The 26,238-nt window shown below is 34.7% G+C and carries 15 protein-coding genes; 13 read left to right on the forward strand and 2 right to left on the reverse strand.

Annotation, left to right across the window (positions count from 1 at the left end):
* Positions 1–71: 71 nt before the first annotated feature.
* Both VL047_RS09200 and VL047_RS09205 read right to left on the reverse strand, forming a co-directional pair.
* Entirely contained in the window at positions 72–1,850 is a 1,779-nt protein-coding gene (locus VL047_RS09200; protein WP_325359901.1) for an ATP-binding protein, read from the reverse strand.
* Positions 1,840–3,207, reverse strand: a complete 1,368-nt coding sequence (locus VL047_RS09205; RefSeq protein ID WP_325359902.1) for an SIR2 family protein — start codon at positions 3,205–3,207, stop codon at positions 1,840–1,842. The genes VL047_RS09200 and VL047_RS09205 overlap by 11 nt, the downstream gene beginning before the upstream one ends.
* Before the next feature lie 356 nt (positions 3,208–3,563).
* Between VL047_RS09205 and VL047_RS09210 the strand changes: the two genes are divergently transcribed.
* The 13 genes from VL047_RS09210 (at position 3,564) to VL047_RS09270 (ending at position 25,776) form a co-directional block, all read left to right on the forward strand.
* Positions 3,564–5,228, forward strand: a complete 1,665-nt coding sequence (locus tag VL047_RS09210) for an RNA-directed DNA polymerase (RefSeq protein ID WP_325359904.1) — start codon at positions 3,564–3,566, stop codon at positions 5,226–5,228.
* Between the two features lie 296 nt (positions 5,229–5,524).
* The gene (locus tag VL047_RS09215) at positions 5,525–5,728 is read left to right on the forward strand and encodes a hypothetical protein (RefSeq protein WP_325359906.1); all 204 of its coding nucleotides are present in this window, start codon (positions 5,525–5,527) and stop codon (positions 5,726–5,728) included.
* A gap of 231 nt (positions 5,729–5,959) precedes the next feature.
* Entirely contained in the window at positions 5,960–8,923 is a 2,964-nt protein-coding gene (locus tag VL047_RS09220; protein ID WP_325359908.1) for a type I restriction enzyme HsdR N-terminal domain-containing protein, read from the forward strand.
* 296 nt (positions 8,924–9,219) lie between these two features.
* Positions 9,220–9,495 carry a helix-turn-helix transcriptional regulator gene (locus VL047_RS09225; RefSeq protein ID WP_325359910.1) on the forward strand — a complete coding sequence of 92 codons (276 nt, stop codon included), beginning with the start codon at positions 9,220–9,222 and terminating at the stop codon, positions 9,493–9,495.
* Positions 9,496–9,510: 15 nt separating this feature from the next.
* Positions 9,511–11,430, forward strand: coding sequence for a site-specific DNA-methyltransferase (locus VL047_RS09230; RefSeq protein WP_325359912.1), 1,920 nt, complete (start codon positions 9,511–9,513; stop codon positions 11,428–11,430).
* Positions 11,431–11,432: 2 nt separating this feature from the next.
* On the forward strand, positions 11,433–13,073 hold the full coding sequence (locus tag VL047_RS09235; protein WP_325359914.1) for an RNA-binding domain-containing protein: 1,641 nt from the start codon (positions 11,433–11,435) through the stop codon (positions 13,071–13,073).
* Positions 13,074–13,094: 21 nt separating this feature from the next.
* The gene (locus VL047_RS09240) at positions 13,095–16,229 is read left to right on the forward strand and encodes a type III restriction-modification system endonuclease (RefSeq protein WP_325359916.1); all 3,135 of its coding nucleotides are present in this window, start codon (positions 13,095–13,097) and stop codon (positions 16,227–16,229) included.
* 26 nt (positions 16,230–16,255) lie between these two features.
* Complete coding sequence (locus tag VL047_RS09245) at positions 16,256–18,508, forward strand: AAA family ATPase (RefSeq protein WP_325359918.1); 2,253 nt, start codon at positions 16,256–16,258, stop codon at positions 18,506–18,508.
* Between the two features lie 14 nt (positions 18,509–18,522).
* Positions 18,523–21,756, forward strand: a complete 3,234-nt coding sequence (locus tag VL047_RS09250; RefSeq protein ID WP_325359920.1) for a helicase-related protein — start codon at positions 18,523–18,525, stop codon at positions 21,754–21,756.
* A complete protein-coding gene (locus VL047_RS09255) occupies positions 21,756–22,409 on the forward strand; it encodes a DUF4391 domain-containing protein (RefSeq protein ID WP_325359922.1) in 654 nt (217 codons plus the stop codon). Before VL047_RS09250 ends, VL047_RS09255 begins: the two co-directional genes overlap by 1 nt.
* 56 nt (positions 22,410–22,465) lie before the next feature.
* A complete protein-coding gene (locus VL047_RS09260; RefSeq protein WP_325359924.1) occupies positions 22,466–23,218 on the forward strand; it encodes a hypothetical protein in 753 nt (250 codons plus the stop codon).
* Between the two features lie 249 nt (positions 23,219–23,467).
* Positions 23,468–24,307 (forward strand): hypothetical protein, encoded by an 840-nt coding sequence (locus VL047_RS09265; protein WP_325359926.1) that lies wholly within the window; start codon positions 23,468–23,470, stop codon positions 24,305–24,307.
* A 260-nt stretch (positions 24,308–24,567) separates the two neighbouring features.
* Positions 24,568–25,776, forward strand: coding sequence for a hypothetical protein (locus VL047_RS09270; RefSeq protein ID WP_325359927.1), 1,209 nt, complete (start codon positions 24,568–24,570; stop codon positions 25,774–25,776).
* Positions 25,777–26,238: the final 462 nt, after the last annotated feature.

Here is a 26,238-nt window from a genome sequence, read left to right on the forward strand (position 1 = left end):
AAAGCACATTCCCTATAAAGCTTATTCGCATTTCCCTGTTACATTCAACTTTCTTTCAATATTCACATGATTTAATTTAATTTCGGTGTATGGGAATTCGGTTCATTCTTCGGCTTGTCCATTTTCATAATGATTGGCATGGCAAAATCTACACCAGTTAGTATAGCCTCCCCTTCACCAAGTATAGGCAAGAAATCTAATGTGTTTCTATTGGCAGAACTGCATGCATTCGCAATTGCTTCCTTATCGAAGTGGTTAATTAAGCGATGCACTATAAACGTTCCCATTTGGCTTAAAGTACCAGCGGGAATATCTCTTGGCATTTGGGTGGCTATACATAGAAACAATCCGTGCTTACGGCATTCCTTGGCAATTGAATCGAATGAATCTAGTTTAGTGTTTTCAAAGTATTCGTCTTTTACTGACTTATTAAGGAATTGATGAGCCTCGTCAATAATCAATACTATTGGTGCATTCCCAGCTTTATTCTTTGAATTAAACTCACCTTCTCTTGCTTTTTTCAATAATAATGAACCTATCGAATTGGCTATAATCTCTCTTACCTGGAATGAGAAGGGTACTTTATCAAACGCTATTCTAAGCAGTTTTTTATTTTCTTTTTGATCTTTTATAAAAGAATTGATCTTATCACTAACGTCTGTTTTAGGAATGTTATCAAAACCAAATAATGATTTAAAGTCATCGTCATTTAAGGTATTATGAATTCGAAGTATTAAACTCGAAATATTCCCTTGAATACTTTGATTAATATTTGCCCCCCAAGATGTTCCGTTTAAATATAAACACTCATTATTTAATTGGGTGGTTAATTTTGAAATATCAAAAACGATACTAAACGGATCTTCTAGTTCTTTCGCATATAGTGCACACAACCTATTATATGCAGATGTTGTTTTGCCCAACTTGACTAAACATCCGTTTGTTACTTCTAGGTGTAATGTGCTTCCTCCCTTACCCTCAAACGAAAATGTAGCCGTATTCCCATCGACGGTTACATCAAAATTATCCTTATCTCTCTTTAGTATACTCACGAGTCTCAACGATTTGATTGCTTCCAGTAAAGTGGGTTGTTGAACCTGACCTGAAGGCCTAAACATTACAAATAAATCAGCAATGGAAAGATTAGTATAGTGCAGGATACTATTGTCGACTAACTTTGAGACACAAGTCTCTTTTAAAGCATCAAATCCTTCATACTCGCCAGTTGCATCTATTAAAATCACTTTGTTTCCCGATCCTATTAGTGATTCCGTTAATTTAGCTACGGTAAAGCTCTTACCACCACCAGTAGTGCCAACAATAGCACAATGCCGTCCAAACAAAGCTTGCATATTAATCTTTACGGCGGCATTAGCATCTGAGACAAGCTTGCCGATTGTTATCGTATTCACTTCCTCCTCTGGCTTCACACCAAACCTCTCCATATACTTCTGCACTAACTCCCCTGAGCTAACGTAGACCTTCGCTCCAATATTTGGATAGGAAGACAAACCTTTCTTTACATTAAATGGGTTGTACAAATCGAACGATAATAGTATTTCAATTTTACCTGATGGATGAAAATTATTTGTTTGGAAGGCTTTCTCGTTAAGGGATAGGCGCTCAGATTCAGGTAATGACAATTCCACTAATCTTCCAAGGAAACCGTATCTATCCCCTTCTATTACTACAAAGCTCCCTACTAGACCACCATTATACTCTTCTCCATAATGCGTAAAACTATTTAATAAAACCGATGAAGGAAAGTGTATTTTAACAAATTGTGGTAGTACTTGACTGATATACCCTATGAAATAATCATGCTTAAATGGATTTATTTTACCTGTCACGATTAAGAAGGTTTACTTGTCTATTTATAAATTCATTATCATAGGTTTTCAATTCTGGATAATGAATAGCTAAATCTGTAAATGTTTCGGATACGATCATGATACGATCAGATTGTTGGGCTTCAGTAATGATGTTTTTAAAAGCTGTAGATTGGGTGAAGCTGAAATAGGGATCAAACACGGCTAATCTAAAGCCAGGGTTTTGGTTGATCGCTTCTTCTATTGCTGCATTAATGTGATTATCACCAAAGCTATAACCAATGCAAATTAATAGTGTGTCATTATCTTGCCTTAAATTTCGCTGAAACCTTGCCATCATTTCAAAAAATGGTTGCTCATATGAGTCCCTGTATTTTGCATCTCTGGGATAAATCATCAAGGGAGCTTCTGTATTCTCATCGATAGCAATGCTCTTATCTGCCTCATTTCGCTTCCAATTCTGGGATCCATGAAGCTTATATAAATGAAAAACGCGTGATATGAAGTTATCCTCGTCTTTTAGTTTGCTGCCTTCTCTTTGTACTATATCATAGTCGAAAAACCGTCCACTGAACGTCCTTGGCGTAGAAAATGAAAAGCCATCTATAATAACTGCATTTATTTCGTTTGCGGCGTGCTCGAATAATAAATCGTAGTTCAATGTAAATACTTTCAGTCTTGTATTCGTCTGCTTTCTTTGAAGGAGTTTTTTGAGGATATTAGCATGTGGAAAATCCCCCTGAGGCCTAGCCACTTTCGTATCCCTTCTTATTATTTTCAAAATATCTTCTAAGATCACTGAAAGTTTTTGAACAGGATCTCCTACCTCACAATCTTCCTTAAATTTAATTACACCTTCTATTCGAGAAATTAAGACTTCAAGATTCGTATCATTAGTACCATTGTATTTTACTTCCATCCTTACTTGTAGAAGTATATCTTCTCCAACTTCGGTTTCAACTGTTTTCCATAAATCAGACATTAAAGGCAGCCCAACATCAACCGAAGAACCAGCTCCTGAAAGTATAAGGATATTCTTGAAGGGCTTCTGTAGGAAGTCTTTATAAAGGCTTCTTTTGATTTTATTGGCATCTTCAATAGTAGGCGTTTTAAGTGAACCATCCTCATTTTTATCATCAAATGGTGTTAAATTTTCCAATGATATTAGCTTCCCTTTTTCAAACTTTGGATTAAGTGCAACTACATTCTTATGTGGTCCGTTTATATATAAAAATTGAGATTCCTGATTTTCATCAGGTGCTTTTTCAATTTCGATCGTTTCTACAGATTTTACTGCTTCTAATGCTAGAGATTCCTCAACGGAAGAAGGCTCAGATTTTTTAATCTCATTGTCATTTATATTGTTTTCTTTTTCCATTTTCTACAATTTAGTTAGCATAAACTAGAAATTTTTAAAAGATACTTCCATTTATCAAGTATAACTTTATAGGATTTAGATATACCTGCGATAATACACTATGAGAAAGCAACTCTCTTTTTAGAGACTCGGATTAAAAAAGACGGAAATTATATAGGAAAGTAAATTGTTTTCAAAATTAGTAAGTATTATATAGTTAGTATCTGTATCAAAGATATAGGGTTAATTTACAAATAAAAATTTATTCCATTTTATATAGCAACCTTTATTTAATATCTTGATCGTTTCTAGAAAAGATGGCTTGATTCCATCTGGTTAAAATGATAAGTTAGCTTATAAAAATACGATATTATTTGATGGGCATAAATGATTTACTAACGAAAGGGTATTTCCCTGAAGAAATTCATCCTCACTTCACTTCTGAAGATTTAGCTTCGATTTCAGCCTTAATTCTCGGGCAGATAGATACATTAGATCCCTTGACTGGAAGCAATAGAATTATAAGTAAACAAGTGACTTTTTCGACTCCAAAAATAAAGGGATACAGAAGAAATTTAGCCATTCCTAATCCGTTGCATTATATTAGACTTTCAAATACTATAAGTACTCATTGGAGTGAAATTGTAACTCATTGTAATAAAAGTTCCATTTCTTTATCCAAATTAAAATTAAATCAGGGTTCGAACCGAGCGATTGTAAAACCAAGTTTTGACTTAGCAAATCGTGAAAAAATTACTAGGTCAACAGGACATCGATATTTATTGAAATTGGATATCACAAGATGTTATCATTCAATTTACACCCATAGCATACCTTGGGCATTACATACAAAGCCAATTTCTAAAGCTAACAGGCGAAGAAATTATTTCGGGAATGCCATTGATGAAGATTGCAGGAAAATGCAAGACGGACAAACAGTTGGTATACCAATCGGACCGGATACTAGTCGTGTGATTTCCGAAATTATCTTAGCAGCAGTTGATTTTGAAATTAAATCAATAATCGGACACTATGTAGGAATAAGGGTTATAGATGATTATCATTTATATTTTAGAACCCAAGGTGATTTAGAAATAGCGAAAGCAGTGATACAAAAAGTCCTAAGGAGTTATGAGCTAGAATTAAATCAAAGTAAGGAGAAAACGAATTCGCTTCCTGAGATTATTGAAAGTAATTGGTTTAATGAATTAAGAAATTTTAGATTTAGTAATGCGTGGAAAACACAAAGGAAAGACCTTATTGCTTTCTTTGACAAAGTATTTAGTCTTGCTAATCAATATCCAAATGATCTAGTTTTAACTTATGCTATGTCTAAAATACGCGCAACGGTTTTTAATCCAAAAAACTGGAATATGTTACAGGCTTATTTGTTGAATTCATTAATCGTTGAATCTAAAGTATTACCATATGTGGCTCAAATGCTGCTTAGTTACAATAAACAACTCTATAGACTTAATAAAATGATTATTAAAGATGCCTTAGAGGAAATGATCTTGTTTCATTCATCTTTAAATAACGATTTTGAAGTTTCATGGTCGTTATGGATTTTAAAATCACTTGATATTTCACTTTCTGAAAACGTAGCTAGAATCGTATCGGAATCTACAAATGACATTGTGATACTGACTGCATTAGATTTGCATAATGCGGGCTTGATACCTGTAGGCTTAAATTTATCTATTTGGGAAACACTTGCAACTGAGGATAACTTATATTCTGAACATTGGTTACTGGCATATGAAGCCAAAAAAAAAGGGTGGTTATCCGTACATACCAATTACCTAGACAATAACCATTTTTTTAAAATTCTAAAAGATAACAATATAGAATTCTACAAGCCTAATAGAGAGCTAGACTTAAAGTCAGTTAAAGTAGCTAGTGGAGAGTTTTATTTTGCCAATGAAGAGCATGTAGAAGAAGAAGACACAGAAGATGAAAGTCTTGTAAGTGGAGTAACACCATCTATACCAGTATTGATACCACTAACGTCAATGTCTGAAGATGAAGATTTACCTTTTTGAAAATAAATACACTATAATACCGACAATGTAGCCCAACGTCCCTAATGATAAGATGAATATTTACACTCTATGCTATGGTATAATGCTATATTTGACACTGCAAATTTAATTAGGCTTTCAATGGACTGGATTAAAGTATTTTTGAAAGGTAGCCAAAGGTTGGCTGACTAAGAAGTTGGATAAAAGTTACAATTCAATTCACGAGTATGTTCGAAATATGAGCCAGTCAAGTATTGAAGATTTGTACCAGATTGTAAAAATATAGAAGTTAACACTAAAGATTTAATGACAGAAGAATGAGTAAAGAAAATCAAATAGAAGATAACCTTATAGGGCAATTAAAAGGGCTTAAATATGTCTATCGCCCTGAAATTGTCGACAGAAACTCATTAGAAATCAACTTCCGTCAAAAATTTGAAACACTCAATCGTGTTCGATTAACAGATAATGAATATTTGCGGTTACGTGAAGAAATTATAAACATATCGAGTAGATTGTAATTTATGTTCTCTCAAAAACTCTATTGCAGGACAAGAGACAAGACTCATAACACATTTCAAATGATCAATAAGGTATTTAGTCTTACGCTAGTTTATACAAAAATACAGATATGGATTAGTGAAGATGATTTACATTCGTAATGTCGCAGTAGGTGTTGACAGCTAAAGTCATAGAGTATTCGTATTTTAGGCTGGGATTTACTATTTCAAAACGGTAATATTAATATGATAATGAATGAAGAAGAAATCAGAGGCAAGTTACTTTTGCCCTTTTTAAATGACCTTGGCTTTGATTCATCCGAAATTTCATTAGAAACTTCATTTGCTATAAGATTAGGAAAGTCTGAACAAATTGTCAAGGGCAGATCAGATATTCTGTGCAAAAGAAATGGAAAGAATCTTTTTGTTATCGAACTGAAAAGCGAAAAAGTGTCTATTTCTCAAAAAGATATAGATCAAGGTATTTCTTATGCCAGGGCGCTTACTGACGATATAGCTCCTTTTGTGATAATCACTAACGGTAAAACGACGATGATTTTTGATGCTATATCGAAATTAGATATCACTGGTCAAAAAATTTCAGAACAGTCGAGTTTTTGGAAAAATGGATACACCCTATCCACGAATGAAGAACTCAGGATTAGATATGAAGCACTAAAAAATTTTGTTTCCTTCTCAGACGAAAATTTAAGAAACTTCTGTAAGAACCAAGTTCAGGATAGAATGGGTCCGATTATGGGTAATATTGACGAACCTACCTCCAAATTTGTAAGAAGTCTCTATATTCAGAGAGAGAATTTAGAAGCATCATTTGAGAATTTCATTAAAAACAAGGCCTCTTTTTTCGCTGTTGTAGGAACAGCAGGTGTCGGTAAGACAAATACTATATGCTCATTGGCGCTTCAGTGTTTAGAAGATAATTTTGTTTTCTTCTACAATGCAGCTATGATCAATAGGTCTCCCTTAGAACATATCGCGCAAGATTTAAACGGATTTTTTTCAAGTAAAAGCGAAAGTGATCTCGTTCTAAAAAGACTAGACGAACTGGGAAGGTTTGTAGGCAAGACTATCTTCATATTCATTGATGCGATTGATGAAAGTATAAACACAAATATATCACTAGAACTAAGCGAACTTGCGGTAGCAACAAGGAATTTAAGCAAGGTTAAATTTTGTATAAGCTGCAAGTCCAACATTTGGAAAAATATCCTAAACATAAATGGTACACCTACACATTTGTTTGAGGAACTTGACAAATTTCATGGAAGGAATCTGAAGTTGAACAATAATCCAGGTTTTCATTTAGATGATTTTAGTGACGAGGAACTTCAAGGTATAGTACCATTGTACAGAAAAGCTTTCGGTTTTGAAGGAGAAATTTCTGTATCTCTTTTAAAGGAACTACGTAACGGCTTTTTTTTGAGAATATTCAGTGAAGTCTACAGCCACAAGCAAATACCTGAAAAAATAGATGATAAAAACCTGATCAAAACTTACTTACTTCAGTCTTTTCAAAAATCGAAGATTGACTTTCAAATTGGCGTAAGAATTCTCTCTAAGATTGGTTCAGTATTAGTGAATCATCATTATAGCACATTAGATGCATTCCATGATGATGGTCTAGAGATTGAAATACTACTGGAGAGCCTAAATTTTTCATTAAATGAGTCGTTCCCTGAAGAATTGTTTGCGAGAAATATCCTTACAAAATCAAACAAAGACGAATCTTATAACATCTCTTTTTATTACTCCAGGATAAGGGATTACGTTATATCCTTTCATTCTTATAAACTAGATAAATTGAGCAATGATGACTTCTATAGTGTTCTTGATGATTTCTATGGAAATTACATTGGTCAAAGTGCTATTGAGTTTTATTTGGAAAATGCTAGTCAAAGTCATAAATATACATTGATTAAATATAAGAAAGACAGAGCAATAGAATATGTTAAGAGCTATAGCTCCTTTTTGGATAAAAACTTTAAAAATTCAAAAACACTATATATCCCCAAGACAGACGGTGAAATTGGCATTGTGCTACCCATAGATCTTTCAAAAGATGACGGCTATGCTTTATTTCCGATGAATTCTAGACAAACAGAGAACATTCTTCATGAAAATATCCAAGATGCATTTTCTGCTGATCATTGGCCCAGCCGAATGTATGAAATCGGTGTAGAAAGAGTCTATGGAAGCAATTACTCAATCTTAGTTCCTGACCATAGCGAAGTTGTCCGAAAGGAAGTATTCAAACAATTAAAGGATATAATTCAAAAAGGTAGACTAAACGGATACAACTCGAATATATTGTTGATGGAGCAGGTTTCGCTAGTTATTTACTATTATCAAAAGCAGCTTGGTTATGTTAATGTTATAGACGATCTGTATCTCCCGAGGTTCGAGCAGATTTATCCTATTGACTTGGAGGATCTACAACAGAGATTATATCGGTTTAGGGCATATGAGTACTACAGACGAAATGATTATAGTATTCCAGCCAGCACAATTAAACAAATGGTGGATAGGGCAGTTCAGGATAATGTTGATATTCCCGAGTTGAATATAACTGGAGATTTTCCTCCATTCGAAGAGCTTTCAAGAATAGTTTCAATACTGCAAGAACGAGGATATCAACGGTTAGAAAGGCATCATTTACCTTACCCAGACAAATCGCTAGTCGAAGCAAAGCTTTTTTTTCAGGAGAACAACATTAGGGACATGGGAGAATGTAGACGCTTTCAATACACAGCAGATCAGGCAAAATTGTACACTGAAAGTTTCTTTAACCATTTAGAAGCCTGTTATAAAGATTTCGTTGAATATCACTTTCCTACATTCAAGGAAGAACTGAAATTTTACGGAGGTATGCCTTACGAGTATTTTTTTTACATGAATGACTCAGATATCCTAACGCGGGGCTCACTTGGCTACCGTTCTTCTACAGACGGGAATATAAAGTTTCATTTCCGAGGAGGTACCTCTTGGGAAACTGCTTTCAAAGAAGATAAAATAAAAAGTATACGAGGATTTTCGCTAGATTATATACTGCGGAGTGACTATCATAACGCCATTAAAACGTTTGATAAGCTTCGTACTTCGAAAGTGGATGATTATTGTGTCATTCGAAACTGGGTATACAAGTTGCTTAAAGGGGATTTGAGAGACGTTCTTAAAGAGTACGAAGTCCACATCTAAAGTTGTGGCAGCTCGGCGATTGATCACTTCGTTACGCTGCTTGTCACTGCTATTAAACCCATCACATATAATTGATTTAAGGGAGTTGTTTCAATTGAGATGATCAAACGTTGGCACGTTCTAAAGAGTCGCAGAATCCTCTAGGGGGCTCTATGCATGCAACCGAATCCATTTTATTTCCCTTGCAATTGCCTAATTAATACGTTGCAAATCTTATATGAACATTTGAGAGATAATATCAATGTAGTTTATTACATTTGATATTATTTGTCAAGTCAATCAATAAACAATCACCAATGTTAGGTCATAAGATAAGGGAGTTAAGAGAACAAAATCAAATGCTTCTTCGGCAGCTTGCCGCCCAGTTGGAAATCGATACAGCTGTGCTGAGTAAAATGGAAAGGGGTGATCGTCTTTTTCAAAAAGATGATGTAAAAGCATTGGCTGGGATTTTTAATCAGTCCGAAGAGGAATTACTTACCTTGTGGTTAGCCGATAAGGTTTTAAAAGCCATGGAGAACGAAAATTATAAACAGCAGGCACTAAAGCTTGTATTGAATACCCTGAAATAAAGTATGTCCAAAGATATGATTATAGATAAATTAGATTTACAATCTCCTGATTTTGTGAATGAGAATATAGAAAAAATAGCAGATCTATTTCCTAATTGCGTTACAGAAAGCGCCAATGGCAAGGCAATAGATTTTGATCTTTTAAGGCAAGAGCTTAGCCATACTGTTGTGGAAGGTAATAAAGAACGTTACAGATTAGAGTGGCCAGGTAAGCGAGAAGCTATTGTTACGGCTAATTTGCCGACTACTAAAACGCTCCGTCCTGTACGAGAAGATTCGGTCGACTTTGACAATACGGAAAATTTATATATTGAAGGAGATAACCTCGAAGTATTAAAGCTTTTGCAGGAAAGCTATCTAGGTAAGGTTAAAATGATTTACATAGACCCTCCTTATAATACAGGAAAGGATTTTGTGTATAAGGATAATTTTACTGGGGATAAAGAAACTGAGCTTTTAGAAAGCGGTCAGAAAGATGAGTATAATCAACGATTGGTTTCTAATCCTGAAACAGCAGGACGTTATCATTCAGATTGGTTGAGTATGATGTATCCTAGATTGAAGTTAGCAAGAAATCTCCTCACTGACGACGGAGCAATATTTATTTCATTAGATGATAATGAAGTGGATAATTTAAGAAAACTATGCGACAATATTTTTGGTGAAAATAACTTTGTCTCTTCTTCGATAGTAATTAGTAATCCAAGAGGAAGGCAATCTGATACTTTTGTTGCGTCAGTTCATGATTACCTTCTTGTTTATGCGAAAAATATAGACAAAGCTATTTTAAATGGCAAAGTACTTACAGATGAACAAAGAGCTGAATTTAATTTAAAGAATGATCAAGGAGAATATTATAGACTGCTAGGTTTAAGGCAAAGAGGTTCAGCTTCAAGACGTGAGGACCGTCCTGATATGTATTTTCCAATATTCGTTTGTCCTGACACCCAGAAGATCTCTTTAAACAAAGTTGAAGGATGGCATGAGGTGTACCCTAAGAAATCAGATAATACTGAAGGACGTTGGATGTGGGGGAAAGATAAATGTAAGAAAGATATTGATTTCTTAGTTGCGAGGCTTATTGAACGCAGAAATGAGTTTGATGTTTTTGTTAAAGACTTTTTAATAAAAACAGGATCAGAAAGAACAAGAAAATACAAAAGTTTGTGGGATTCCAAAACCTATAACAATCAAAGTGGCACACAAGAAGTAAAAGCGATATTTGGTTCAGCAGTAATGTCATTTCCAAAATCCAAGGAGCTCTTAATTGATGTCTGTAATATGGGCTCATCAAATCAAGAAATTGTTTTAGATTTTTATTCTGGATCAGCCACCACAGCGCATGCTGTTATGCAACTCAATACAAACGATAATGGTAACCGGAAATTTATAATGGTTCAGCTCCCTGAAACAACTGACTTTAAAAGCGAAGCTTTTAAAGCTGGTTACAATAATATCTGTGAAATAGGTAAAGAGCGTATTCGTCGTGCGGCAAGTAAAATAAAAGAAGAAACAGGTGCTGATATAGATTATGGTTTTCGGGTTTTCAGGCTAGATGAAAGCAATATGCAGGATGTCTATTATAAACCTCAAGATTACCAACAAGCTAATCTTGATCTATTTGCTGATAATGTAAAGCCGGATAGAACAGCGGATGATTTGTTAATTCAAGTGATGTTGGACTGGGGGCTACCTCTTTCACTTAAAATAGAGCAAGCTTTTATCTCAGGTAAAAAGGTTTTTAAAGTTGCTGGAGATTCTTTATTTGCTTGTTTTGATAAGGGAATAGATGAAGAATTTGCCAAGACTATTGCCAAAGAAGCTCCATTACGTGTTGTATTTCGGGATAGCGGCTTTAAAAATGATACAGCTAAGGTGAATGTAAAGCAGTTATTAAAACAGTTGAGTCCTGAAACTGAAATGAAAGTAATTTAACAATGGCACTTCCGATTAACATAGAAGAGCTTGTACATGGAAATACGATTGAATGGGAGCGGCTTGAATTTAAACAAGGCTGGAATCCTGAAGATGTCATTCATTCCATGTGTGCTTTTGCCAATGACCTGAACAACTGGGGTGGTGGTTATATTATTATTGGAGTGGATGAAAAGGACGGTCAACCTGTTTTGCCCCCAATCGGATTGCAGCAAAATCAGTTGGATAGCATTCAAAAGAAAATCATAGAGTTAGGGCATAAAATAAGTCCCAATTACTTCCCTATTGTACAACCTTATTTATTACAAGATAAACATGTGTTGGTACTTTGGTGTATAGCTGGAGATAATCGGCCTTATACGGCACCAGTATCTCTAGGCGGTGATGGTAAACGCCAACCTTATATTCGATTGGGTGCTACTACAGTTATCGCTAAAGGGGAAAACTTGAGAAGGTTGCAAGAGTTAACAGCAAGAATCCCTTTTGATGATCGGACGAATAGTCAGGCCAGTATTCAAGACTTTGATTTGGGCCTGATACAGGCTTATCTGCAGGAAGTGAAAAGCAGTTTGTATGCCGAAAGTCTAAGTATGTCATTGGCAGATATCAGTAGAGCTATGTATATTGCAAAAGGCCCTGATGAAGATCTACGTCCCGTTAATGCAGGGTTACTTTTCTTTTCAAAAGAGCCAGAACGTTTTTTTTCTAGACCATGGATTGAGTTGGTTTGGCATGAAAGTGCTTCGGGTAGAAAATTCAAAGAGTATTATTTCAAAGGACCTTTGCACAAGCAATTAAGAGATGCTTTGTCCTTTCTGAAAACTAATATTATAGCTGAACAAATAGTCAAGCGGCCAGATAGGGCTGAAGCCGATCGTTTTTATAACTTTCCTTATGAAGCAGTGGAAGAAATTCTAGCGAATAGTGTTTTTCATAAAAGTTATGAGATTGGTTCACCGATTGAGGTACAGGTATGGCCGGATAAGATCCAAGTCCTGAGTTTTCCTGGGCCTGTTCCACCTGTTAATGCACATGCTCTTAAGAATCAAAGAAGGATTGTTGCGAGAGAAAATAGAAACAGACGAATTGGCGATTTCCTAAAGGAACTTCATCTTACGGAAGGTCGTGGAACAGGTTTCCCTACGATTTATGATGCGATGGAGAACAATGGTTCTCCTGCACCCATATTTGATACAGATGATCAAACTTATGTATTGGTTACACTTCCTGCTCATGAGCTTTTTCAGGCTGGTGTTCAAGAAAGTGACCAAGTAAGTGTTGCAGTTAATTATCAGACAATAAGTTCAATAGAAGATATTTTTGCTATTATTGACCAAGTAGGTGTCCAAGTAAGGGACGAAGAAAGTGTCCAAGTAAGTGACCAAGTAGCCACTATTGTTTCTAATGAAATTGGACCTTATACCATAGATATTTTAAACGATATTCGAATTAACCCAAAACCGAGACGAATACTTTTAGAAGATATTGGTTTAACTAACCATACGAAAAATAAAGAAAAGGTTATTGACCCATTATTAAAAGTTGGGTGGATAGCCTATACGATTCCCGAAAATCCGAGAAATCGTAATCAGAGATACAAATTGACAGAAAGTGGTAAACGTTTGTTAGCCCTTATTAAATAAAATAATATTAATTAGCACAACGTGAAGTTACAGTTTAAAGAACAACAGTTTCAGATAGATGCAGTAAAGGCAATTGTGGATTGTTTTGAAGGTCAGCCTTTGAAATCTAACCATTTTACTTTGGAACGGAGCAAAGAATTAATTCGAAAGGCTAAGTTGGCGGCTTCTGGAAGTGGCCAAACTGAAGCTTTTGAAGCTGAGGTGTTTGAAGAAATAGGTTATCGGAATGGCGCTATTCAATTATCGGAGACTCAGGTTCAAAAGAATATCCAAAACATTCAGAAGAAAAATGACCTTCATGAGAGTCAAAAGATTGAAAGACCTAAAGGGGTGAAGCTAGGGTATAACCTCACTATTGAAATGGAAACGGGTACGGGTAAAACCTATACTTATATCCGTACCATGTATGAATTGCACAAACACTATGGTTGGAGTAAATTTATCGTTATTGTGCCAAGTATCGCTATTCGTGAAGGAGTATTTAAGTCTTTTCAGGTAACTCAAGATCATTTTCAGGAGTTATATGGGCATAAGATTAATCCGTTTATCTATAATTCCGGACGCCCACAGGATATTGAAAGTTTCGCCTCTGATAGTCGAATCAGTGTGATGATTATCAATACTCAGGCGTTTAATGCTAGGGGTGCCGATGCCAGAAGAATCTATCAAGAGCTTGATCAGTTTGGTACACGAAGACCCATTGAAATTATTGCACAAACGAATCCTATTCTTATTATTGATGAGCCGCAATCAGTGGATGGAGAACAAACATTGAAAAGCATGCAAGATTTTAAACCCTTGTTTACTTTACGTTATTCTGCAACCCATAAAGTTGAATATAATAAAGTGTATCGACTGGATGCACTAGATGCTTATCATAAACATTTGGTGAAAAAGATACAGGTAAAAGGGATTAATCTAAAGGGATCAACAGGAACAACAGGGTATCTCTATTTGGAACAGATTAGCTTAAGTACGAGTAAGCCTCCTTTTGCAGTGGTGGAATTTGAGAAGCGAGCCGGAGAAGGGGTGAAAAAAGTCCGTCAAAAATTAAGCGAAGGTGCCAATCTATACCAGCTTTCAGGCGATTTGCCAGCTTATAAAAACCAAACGATAACGGAAATCAATGGCTATCTTAATAAAATAGTGGTAGCTGGTGAAGATGTTTATCCAGGTGATATTTTAAATGATAGGGATGAGCATGCTTTCCGAAGGATACAAATTCGGGAAACGATCATGTCCCATCTTCAGAAAGAAAAGCAGTTATTTGATAAGGGAATAAAAGTACTTTCTTTATTTTTTATTGATAGTGTTGAGAAATATCGCGTTTATGACGAGACTGGTGAACAGGATTTAGGTGAATACGCTAGAATATTTGAAGAAGAGTATAATAAGGTTCGCAGCGATTTCTTGGATCTGTTTCAACAAGATTATAATGATTACTTACGGAGCACTGATCCGGGTACAGTACATAAAGGGTACATGCCTACGGATTACATGGAATATTTAAATCGGGATGATGCTGATCGCGTACATCAGGGTTATTTCTCGATAGATAAAAAAGGAAAAGCTGTTGATCCTAAAGTAAAACGTGGTAGTGATGAGTCAGATGATATTTCGGCTTATGACCTGATTATGAAAGATAAGGAACGACTGTTGAGTTTTGAAGAACCCACTCGTTTTATCTTTTCTCATTCTGCATTAAAAGAGGGTTGGGACAATCCCAACGTATTCCAAATATGTGCATTGAAAAATGCGGAAAGCGGTAGTCAAACGCGCAGGAGGCAGGAAGTAGGTCGGGGAATGAGACTATGTGTTAATAAAAATGGAACACGTCTTGATTTTGAATCTGTTGGAGAACAGGTACATGAAATAAATAAACTAACAGTAATCGCTTCCGAAAGTTATGAAGCCTTTGCAAAAGGTTTACAAAATGAGATCGCAGTAACATTGAAAGATCGCCCTCAAAAAGCGGAAGTAGCTTATTTTGTAGGGAAAGTATTGAGAAATGAAAAAGAGGAAGAATATAGAATTACTGAGGCGGATGCGAAAAAGATTCAATTTCAGTTGATTAAAGGTGAAATCATTGATGACGAACATAAAATTACAGAGCTTGGCAGGGAGTTAATTGAGCAAGGTAAAGTGTCTTTACCTGAAAATCTTGAAGTGTATAAAGATTCTATTTTAAGTTTATTAAAAGCGGTTTATACCGGTGGAGAGTTTAAACCTGAAGATGAGCGCCAAACCATCGTTTTGAATACCAATCATAATTTTACAAAGAAGGAATTTCAAGCATTATGGGATAAGATAAACCTGAAAACGATCTATGAAGTAAATTTCGACACGGACAAATTGATTCATGATAGTAAAGTTTTAATAAACGCTCAATTAAATATTGGTGATCGAGCCTATGAAGTAAAAACGGGTGAATTACACGATGGTACTAAAGAGCAGATGCTTGAGGGGAGTTTGATAAAAGAAACAGATCGTCAATATTTGAAGCTTAAGAATGATCTTTATACCAACGTAGTCTATGACATTATTGGAGAAATTGAAGTACTTACCAATCTTACAAGAAATACCATAGTAGCGATTTTGAAATCGATAAAAGAAGAGAAGTTTTTACTGCTTCGTAAAAATCCAGAAGAGTTTATTGCGAAATGTAGTAAACTCATCAATGAGGCAAAAGCCGGGTTGATTATCAATAACATCGTATATCATAAAATAGAAGAAAGACACGATGCGAAAACAGTATTTACGAATGATAAGTCTGCTTTACGAAATTCGGATTTGCTAAAGAAGCACATCTATGATTATTTGACCACCGATTCGAAGATAGAGTCGGAATTTGCAAAAGCTTTGGAAAGCAGTACCGAAGTGGTAGTATATGCCAAACTGCCTAGAAGTTTCTATATTTCGACACCTATAGCAAATTATAGTCCTGACTGGGCAATAGTATTTGATAAGGATAAGGTGCGTCATATCTACTTTGTTGCAGAAACGAAAGGCTCTGATTCGGACATGGATTTAAAAGCTATTGAACTTTTGAAAATACATTGTGCCACAGAACACTTTAAGGAAATTAGTGGTAATGAAGTACGATTTGAAAGAGTGAGTACGTATGATAAATTGAGAGAGATCGTGCAGATGAGTTGAAATTAACCTTTTTTAACCAGCCTAATATGATAAGTAAGATTACTAAAGTTAACGGTTTCGGAGTTTTAGATAATTTCGAATCCAAAGACGCAAAACCATTTAATAGATATAATTTAGTCTATGGATGGAACGGAAGCGGAAAGACCACTTTGGCCCGTCTGTTTCGATGTTTGGAAATGAAATCAAATCATATTGAATTTAGTGATTGTGATTTTTCAATTGATTTTCTCGATAAGACTAAAGTGGAATCTAAGAATTATGAACATAGTTTTGATATCAGGGTTTTTAATCAAGATTTTGCCAACGATAATATAAATTTATTTGACTCTCAAACAAAACCAATAGTCTTTATAAGCAAAGAGAAAGTCGAAGAGAAAAAAGAGTTGGATAGACAAAAGGTCCTTATAAAGGAGAAGAAAGCTGATATAATAAAAATGGAAGAAGAAAGGGATGATCTCGAAAAGAAAATCGATGAACTCCATAAATCTTCTGGGAAGTCCATTAAAGATTTTCTTCTAGGAACTACATATGCAAATGTCACATATAATAAAAATACCTCAGTTTCCATATGGAAGACTCTTCCTAAAGATGATCAACTTGAAGGTTTGGAGTTATCTGAAGCCGAACTTTCTGTTGAAAAGAGCTACACTTTAGTAAATAGTAAGAAAGAAAATATATCATTATCGATCCTGCCGATAGATATTGACTTTGAAAAAATTTCAGAAGTTGAGAGGGAGGTTGCTGAGTTGATTGCTGTAAATATTACTTCAAAAGTAATAGACAGGTTAAAAGAAAATCCCGAAATTTCTGAATGGGTTTCTAGGGGACTTATATTGCATCAAACCACCCAAAGTAAAAATTGTGAGTTTTGTGGAAATGCATTGCAGTCAGAGAGACTCGATGCACTGCAAGGACATTATAACAAGGAGTACGCTGCCTTACAAGATAGAATTTCAAATCAGATTTCTAAACTCGAGAAAGGTATTCGTTCAGAACTAGCGATCGTAAGTCATTTGCTTTATGATAGTTTGAAGCTCGACTATAATAATGCGCTGGAAACCCTCAATGATAAACTAAAATTGGTCAATGCACGAATCAACGAATGGATTGAGCAACTTAAGGATAAGAGAGATAACCCTTTTGTTTGTTTTGAAATTAACCTTATTGACGCCACCATTTTTCGTGAGTTCAACGAAGAATTAAATAAACTCAAAAAAATAATTATTGAACACAATGAGATTAGTTCTTCCTATGCTGAACTAGCAGAAAAGGCTAAGAAGAAAATAGAATCTCATTTTGTAAGCCAATTATCGGTAGAGCATGATTTACCGGGGAATGAAAAATCCCTGAATGAGATCCATGGCAAGATAAAAAAAGAGAACGAAGAGCTAGGCAAAATAAATGATGTCATAAAGACGATTGAGGATGAACTTAAGAGTGACACGCTAGCTATTGGAGAAATTAATACAAAACTTCACAAATTTCTTGGCAGAAACGATATAGCTTTAATTCGACAGGATGAAGGAGGATATCAGCTTAAGAGAGGGAAAAATATTGCCCGGAATTTAAGTGAAGGTGAGAAAACGGCAATTTCATTGATATATTTTTTTTCTAAAATTCAAGAGAATGATGCTAATATTTCTCGCCAGATCATTGTTTTAGACGATCCGATCTCAAGTTTTGATAGCAACCATTTGTTCAATGCCGCTAGCCTTATAAAGAACCAATGTTTACATGCAAGTCAACTTTTTGTCTTAACTCATAACTTTTGGTTTTTCAAACAGATTCGTGATTGGATGTCGAAGACAAAAGATTCAGCCAATTTTTATGTGGTAAGAAAAGGGGTACTTTCTAATGCTGGGAGTTCATTAACAAAGTTTCATTCTGAATACCAATATGTTTTTAATTGCGTTCTTAGCTATCAAGATTTAGAGGAATTCGACGATTCCATTTGCTTTACAATGGCTAATTCGATTCGCAGATTATTGGAGGCGTTTACTAGCTTTAAAACCCCTCATAGTAGTGGATTTATAGGTGCCCTCGAAATAGCTGAGAAAAAAGGGCTTACAGCTCAGCAAAGAGATAGAATATATTATTTTCTCAATAAATACTCTCATTTGGACAGAATTGAGTCGTTCGATACCACGATTGAACCATTGCTTGAAGAAGGAAAAAATGTTGTCGAGGATGTTTTAAGCCTTATAAAAAAACTGGATGAAGATCATTACGCAAGTATGTTAAAGGTATGTAACTATGAAGACAAGTTAATCATGAATTGAAGTTCGGCGAAAAGATGAAGCTAATAGATAACGTTAATAATCGCTTAGGTGATGACTTGAAGGAAAGCATAAAAAAGGGAAGTAAGCTTAGTATTGCTGCCTCCTCCTTTTCCATTTATGCTTTTGAAGCCCTAAAAAAAGAGCTCGAAAAAATTGATGATTTGCGTTTTATTTTTAGTTCGCCAACTTTTATAGAAGAGAATTTTAAAAAACACAGTCGCTTATTCTATATTCCTCATATTTATAAGGAGTCCGAGCTTTGTGGTGGTGAGTTTGAGCTTCGTTTGATGAATCAGTTGAACCAGCGCGCCATTGCTCGCGAGTGCTCTAAATGGGTAAAGGAAAAAGTCACTTTTAAATCGAATAAACACCATCACCTTCCCATCAATGGGATGATTCATGTGGATAATTCGGATGATGAAGAGTACGCCTATATGAATGTCAGTAGTTTTACGACCGCTGATCTCGGGATGACCCATAAAAAAGGGTTTCCTACGCTAATTCAAAAAACTGATTTTCCTAATAGCAGCGCGTATTTGGACTGGTTTAATCAGGTATGGGAAAATGAAGAAGATTTAAAAGATGTAACCCAAAAGGTTCAAGATTACTTTGAAAGTGCTTTTAAAGAGAATAGCCCAGAATTTATTTACTTCATAACGCTTTATAATATCTTTAATGATTTCTTGGAGGATTTATCCTTAGATAATTTACCTAACGATCAAATAGGGTTTAAGGATACGGTGGTTTGGAGTAAGCTATATAATTTTCAACAGGATGCAGTAATTGGTGCGATCAACAAGTTGGAAAAGTATAATGGATGCATCTTAGCCGATAGTGTTGGGTTGGGGAAAACATTTTCCGCATTAGGCGTAATCAAGTATTACGAAATGCGTAATAAAGATGTGTTAGTTTTATGCCCTAAAAAACTGGAAGCAAACTGGAATACCTATCGACATAACGATAAAAATAACTTTCTTGCAGGAGATCGTTTCAGATACGACGTCTTATTTCATACCGACCTTTCAAGAGAACGAGGAGAAAGTAATGGTCGTTTATTAGAGAATGTCAATTGGGGAAATTATGGGTTAATAGTTATTGATGAATCCCATAATTTTAGGAATAACAATCCAAATGCAGAACGTGAGAATAGATACCAAACGTTGTTGCGAAAAGTTATTAAAGAAGGTATTGAAACCAAAGTTCTAATGCTTTCTGCAACACCTGTAAACAACCGTTTTAATGATTTGCGTAATCAATTGGCATTAGCCTACGAGGGAAATCCAGCAAATATTGATGGAAAATTGGATACGGAAAGAAGCATTGATTTGGTATTTAGAAGAGCTCAACAGGCATTCAATGTATGGAGTAAATACGATACGGAGGAAAGAACGACAGAGAAGTTGTTGGATGCGTTGGACTTTGATTTTTTTGAGATCCTAGATTCGCTAACTATTGCGAGATCAAGGAAGCATATTACGACGTATTATGACACGTCGGCAATAGGAAAGTTCCCCGAACGCACCAAGCCGGTATCGATACAAAGTCCTCTTGCCAATGATGATTCCATTAGTTATCAGATAATTGCTGAAAAACTAATCTTGCTTAACCTCTCCGTTTATACGCCTTTGAATTATATTTTAGCTAGCAAGGTCTCAATGTATGCTAGACTATATGATAAAGACGTTCGTTCGGGAGCTGGTAAATTATCCCAAACGGATCGGGATAATAGCTTACGAATATTAATGAGAATTAACCTTCTTAAGCGTTTGGAAAGTTCGGTCGATTCTTTTCGAATTACTTTGGATGGCATAATTGTTCAAATTAAACAGGCATTAAAAAGTATTATAGATGGCGAAAATTCGAGCTACGACGGTATAGAAGCTAAACTCAATGATGAGGAGTTTGATTGGGAAGCGGATTGGGGGGACGAGGAAAACGTGATTGGAAAAAAGATCAAAATTCATATTGTTGATATGGATACAACCAGATGGCAGGAGGATTTGGAATATGACCTGAGCATATTAGAGGATTTAAGATCTGGTGTGATTGATATTGTAGGAGTGAATGATATAAAACTCCAAAAGTTGCTGTCTTTATTAGATGCCAAAATAAACAGCCCATTTAATCCAGGGAATAAAAAGGCAATTGTTTTTACAGCTTTTGCAGATACTGCAAATTATTTATATGAAAATATGCAAGGCCACCTGAAAGAAAGGTATGGGTTGAATACCGCTATAGTGACGGGCTCTAGAAAACTGAGTAATGCCAAGAGTATTCCTTCGGATTTAAATGCTTTATTAACTTGCTTTTCTCCTAAATCAAAAGACAAGGCACAGCTAGCACCAAATATTTCCGAATCTATTGACTTATTGATTGCGACAGATTGTATTTCTGAAGGTCAAAATTTACAGGATTGCGATTATTTAATCAATTATGATATTCACTGGAATCCTGTACGGATTATTCAGCGGTTTGGACGAATTGATAGAATTGGCTCCACAAATGATAAAATCACCATGGTCAATTTCTGGCCTGACGTAACGCTTGACTCTTATATTAATTTGAAACAGCGGGTGGAAAGCCGAATGCAGATTAGCAATATGGCTAGTACAGGTGATGATAATATATTGAATGTAAATGAGCGAGATTTAGAATATAGAAAGGTACAATTAAGGAAGTTGCAAGATGAGGTAATTGATCTGGAGGAAATAAGAGAGGGTGTCAGCATTACTGACTTGGGCTTGAATGATTTTCGGATAGATCTTAGTCATTATATTAAATCCTTTGGAGACCAAAATAATATACCAGAAGGACTTCATGCAGTAGTTGCTTCGACACCGATGCTAAAGCCAGGTGTTATTTTTGTACTGAAGAACGTAAATACCAGCGTCAATATTAATAAATTAAATCGGTTGCACCCATATTACCTCGTTTATATGGAGGATTCAGGTACAGTGTTTTTCAACCATATCGATTCGAAAAAGATATTGGATGCTATGCGAATGCTTTGTAAAGGAATAAGTGAGCCCTTAGCAAATCTTTGTGCTGAATTGAATGAAGAGACGGATGAATATCATGATATGAATGTTTATTCTTCATTATTAAAACAGAGTATTGGAACGATTCTTAAAACAGAGGAAGAAAAGGAAGTTTTGAGTTTGTTTAAAGCAGGTGGAACGACGGCTTTGAAGGATAAATTTAAAGGGATAGAGGATTTTAAACTTATTTCTTTTTTAATCGTACGATAATGGAAGTTTTTGATTTGCCAGATGCTGCGAGGGTAAATAAAAGTATTCCCAAAAATTCTTTTGATTCCTATACCAATGGGAAACAAAAGAAAATGTTTTCTGATTTAATTTCCCGCATTACTTGGTTGTATAAATTATCGACAGATACAATCAATCTGGTTGGTAATGAAATAAAGGAAATTCAGATTTTCAAGGTTGAATTAAAAACTCAAGGCGATATTAAAGTATTGCTCAATATCATCGATAAATCTATTTCTTATCATATCGTCTTTATCGTTCAATATGATGATCGGGTTTATCTATCAACATCGGTCAAGCATCCTCATCCGCTAAATGGAGACAATGCAGTAGTTGATTGGACATTTCGTACTGAATGGTTTCTGCCAAATGATATTGTGTATGAAATGAGCTTGAAGAAAAGTATTGATGCTGTTTATCATGATTTTTGTATTCAACTATCTGGGAATAGGGATAAAAAAGTATTGCCCTTACCTGAGCTGATTGAAAACGAACGGAAGATTGAAGGATTAAAAAGAGAGATTTCTCAGTTGAGAACGGGAATTGCTTCTTGCAAGCAATTTAATAAGAAGGTTGAGCTCAATTTGAAATTAAAATCGAAAGAAGGTGAATTGGAAAGGTTATTAGCGCTTTAAATAAGAGTTTCGTACAATTGGTCTAATGTTTTTTGAGCAACTTACATGATTTGAATATGAAAGTATTAGAGAATAAAATCCGAATAATAGTAGGTGAATTAGTAGAATTTATCTCAAACTATAGAGCCATCATATTATCTGCACTCCTTATTGTTTTTGTTTTCTTAGGATATATGGGGCGCAATTCAAGCTTCTTTACATTCCCTTTAAATGCAGGAGTTTGGGGAACTTTATCAGATTGGATTATGGTGATCGTAACAGCTTTTACTGTCTTTTATTTGATTAAATCATTTTCAGCGCAAAGGGCTTCTAATAGTATCCAGAATGAAACATTAATTGAGCAACAGAAGATTACTGAAATTGAGCAATTTATTTTTAAAGAGAAGGTAAAGCCGATATTCGAATTAAAGATCGGAGATCATGGAATGAATATAGACGAAATTAATGAGGAAGCAACTGCTACATATTCTTTTAATTTCTTTGTTCATAATGGAGCCGCAAAAGATATTCATATTGAAGATTATTTGTTTGACCATAATGGGTCATCTAATAATATGATTGGTGCGTCATCAAGAAATGAACTATACCCAGGGATGAATTTTAGTTCAATGCCATCAGAATATAAGCAGCATAAAATAAATAACAATCAGGACGTGCATTATATTTTCAGATTTTCTTTTATTATTACATACTGTGATGTTCTTGATAATTATTATGAGCAGAATGTAATATTCTATTCCGACTCAAATGATCTTAAAAATATACATCAAGGTGGCCCAAAGCCAATTAATAAACCTTTGGATAAATAGCCGTGAAATTAATAAGAAAGATATTTAAAGTTATACTTCGTTGAGTCCAAACTGATAGCTTATTTTTATTGAATATAAATAGCTATCGTGATTTACCGCTAATGAGCTAAATGATAAAATAGGAAAAGCATCGCTAATAATTTGATAATTGTTCATAAGAAATCCAGCATTTATCTTCCGTTATCAAGTCTCAAAGATATGGACCAGAATGCTTATCATAAAAATTATAGAAGAAAAAAATATTGAGATATGATCTATCACTATACTACAATAGAAACATTAGCATTAATTCTGGAGTCAAAGAAAATACGATTTAATAATTTAACTGATGTAGACGACATGCTGGAAGGTGATTTGTTTGAAAAACGCAGTTTGGCACAACATATTTTCGTAAGCTGTTGGTCTAAAGAAAAGGAGGAAAATATCGCACTCTGGAAAATGTATAACCATGGTAAAGGTGTTAGAATTGGGCTTCCATCCAACCCTTGGCGAAAAGTAATTTTCGATACAAAAGAGTGGGAAGAAAAAGGTGTTAAGATCCAGTTTGATCCAAGTCAGGAATATATTTCACCTTTTGAGTTTGATGATGTTTTTGGAGCGAATCATATGATAATTCCTCCTTATTTCTTCCCAAATAACACTGCCTTCGCTAAACAAGTTGAATATTTGTCTGCCAAAGAATTAAAGGTGAAATATAAAGGTCTATATAGTGAATTAATGAAGGGGAAATGTAATATCCAACTATCAATTAATCCTTTGGATTTTGGTCGATATAAACATAATCGATGGGAATTTCAAAAAGAGTATAGGTTTGTATTATTTATATGCCCTTTGCATGAAAAGCCGGATTTTTTTCAATTAAATTCTCCTGAAACTATTTCTAATACATTAATTGATTATATTAAAAATGAGAAAACTTCCCCTCTAAAAGACTTTTATGTTCAATTGGCCGATGAATCTTTAAGAGACATGGAAGTCATGGTGGGACCCCTTTGCTCGAAGGCTGATGAGATTATTATAGATGCTCTTATTAAAAAATACCAATTAAACACTTCACTTATCAATAGCGAAGCGTCAATTCGAAAGTGATTAATAATAATGACACCTACTTCATACTATTAATTCTTGTTTAGAGAATACAAATGGAATAAAAGTATATCTTCGGATTTGAAATCAAAAGACAAAAACTATTGAGATGCCTAGCCGACAGGACAAGTGGGGAGTTAGTAAGGAAGAAGAGTTATTGAAAAAGTGACCAAAGTTCTTTCTAGCCATTCTTTGTATTAACAACATTGCTGATTTTGAATTTATATTAAAAGTTTTTGTTCATTAAAGATTATCTGATACAAATGATACCAGAAGGAATACAAGCGATATTTGATTTTGTTGATTACCTAGACTCTCGTAAACAGGTATTAATTGAAAAATTCATCCCGCTTTGCGAAGAGCTGGAAGAGTTACGTGTAAGTAAAAACAAGTTAAAACCGGAAAGTAATTATCGAGAAAAACGGCAGTATGATATTCTTCAAACAGAAATAGAGTTAAAATTTGAACCATTGATGACTGATGTTTATCAGCCTATAACAGGAAAGCTCAAAGAGTTAGGAATATGGTCGGGAGATCATGTTTTCACAAGTATTGAGAATAATATATCCGCCTCGACATCTGCTTTTAAGAATTGTTTTCACGATATTGATATAGACAAAGTAAACCAATACAAGAAAAAATACCTTTCATTTAGAAATGACACAAACTCAAACTTCCTTACCCTGCAATTTGTTTTTTCAGGTTTGGATGAAGCCTTGAAGGAGTTGTTCGATTTCTTCAATGACACTGATGACTTTGAATTGGAAGCTCTTGAGCATAAAGTTATCGAATGCAGTTCAATTGAAGATGCATTAATTCTATATAATAAAAACCCAACAGAGAATATACGATTCGCATTTCCTTCTATTGACAATTTAAATGTTTCAAAGAATAGAGAGGTCAATAAGGTAACTAGTAGCAATTTATCAGAGCTATCCATGCTTATTGAAAGTTTTAGAAAAAAGATGTCTGTTCCTATCGTGGAAGTCACTAGAACTTCATTCGATGAAGCCTTACACAGGGTTAATTCTTTAAAACAGATAATTGAAAACGAAGATGCCTACAAACTATTCAATTATCCAGACAATCAAAATGAAGCCTTCCTTCAGTATCTTTTTAAAATAATCCGTAATGAATCTGAATGGGATATAAATTCGGAGGTCAATAATGGAAGAGGTCCTGTAGATTTTACAGTTTCAAAAGGTGCAGCAGATAAAACTGTGGTCGAATTCAAGCTAGCGAAAAACACAGATCTAAAATCTAACCTTCAGTATCAAGTTGATATCTATAAAAAAGCAAACAACACGGATAAAGCGGTGACAGTAATTCTATATTTTACAGATGCTGAGGTTAAAAAGACGAAACGGATACTTGAAGAATTGGGACTGAATGGGAAAGAGAATATTGTACTCATTGATGGAAGAAAAAAAATTTCTGCATCTAAAGAAAGAATACAAGGAAACCTGGCTTGAAATACTAAAAAATAGACATAGAATTACAAATCTTGAAAGTCTTTATTATTGGTATCCAATAACAATAAATAGAATATCAATTATTATAGGAATTTGTATTAATAACTAGCATATAGCTTAGATGTTGTGTATATTTACTGTTCTAAACAGGGATGAGAACCAAAAGGTGACCTGGGTTTGGATTGATTCAGTAATTAATTGACAATAAGACATTTAGAGTATAGGGGCTGCGTCCTGCCACCCCGACGAAAGCCAGTTCATCTGGATTCAAAAGCCTCTAAATCATCTGATTTAGAGGCTTTTTTGCTTTTAAACCATCCTTTTCAATACATACTATTCTTCCTGTCATGCGAACAATAAGGTGAACAGATATAATATTTATATTTGTTCACCTTAAAGAGTTAACTATCTGTTATTCATTTGTTTACGCGGATGATGTATGAACTCGAATGTATCAAAATG

It is taken from the genome of Albibacterium sp. (assembly GCF_035514885.1).
Taxonomy (GTDB): domain Bacteria; phylum Bacteroidota; class Bacteroidia; order Sphingobacteriales; family Sphingobacteriaceae; genus Albibacterium.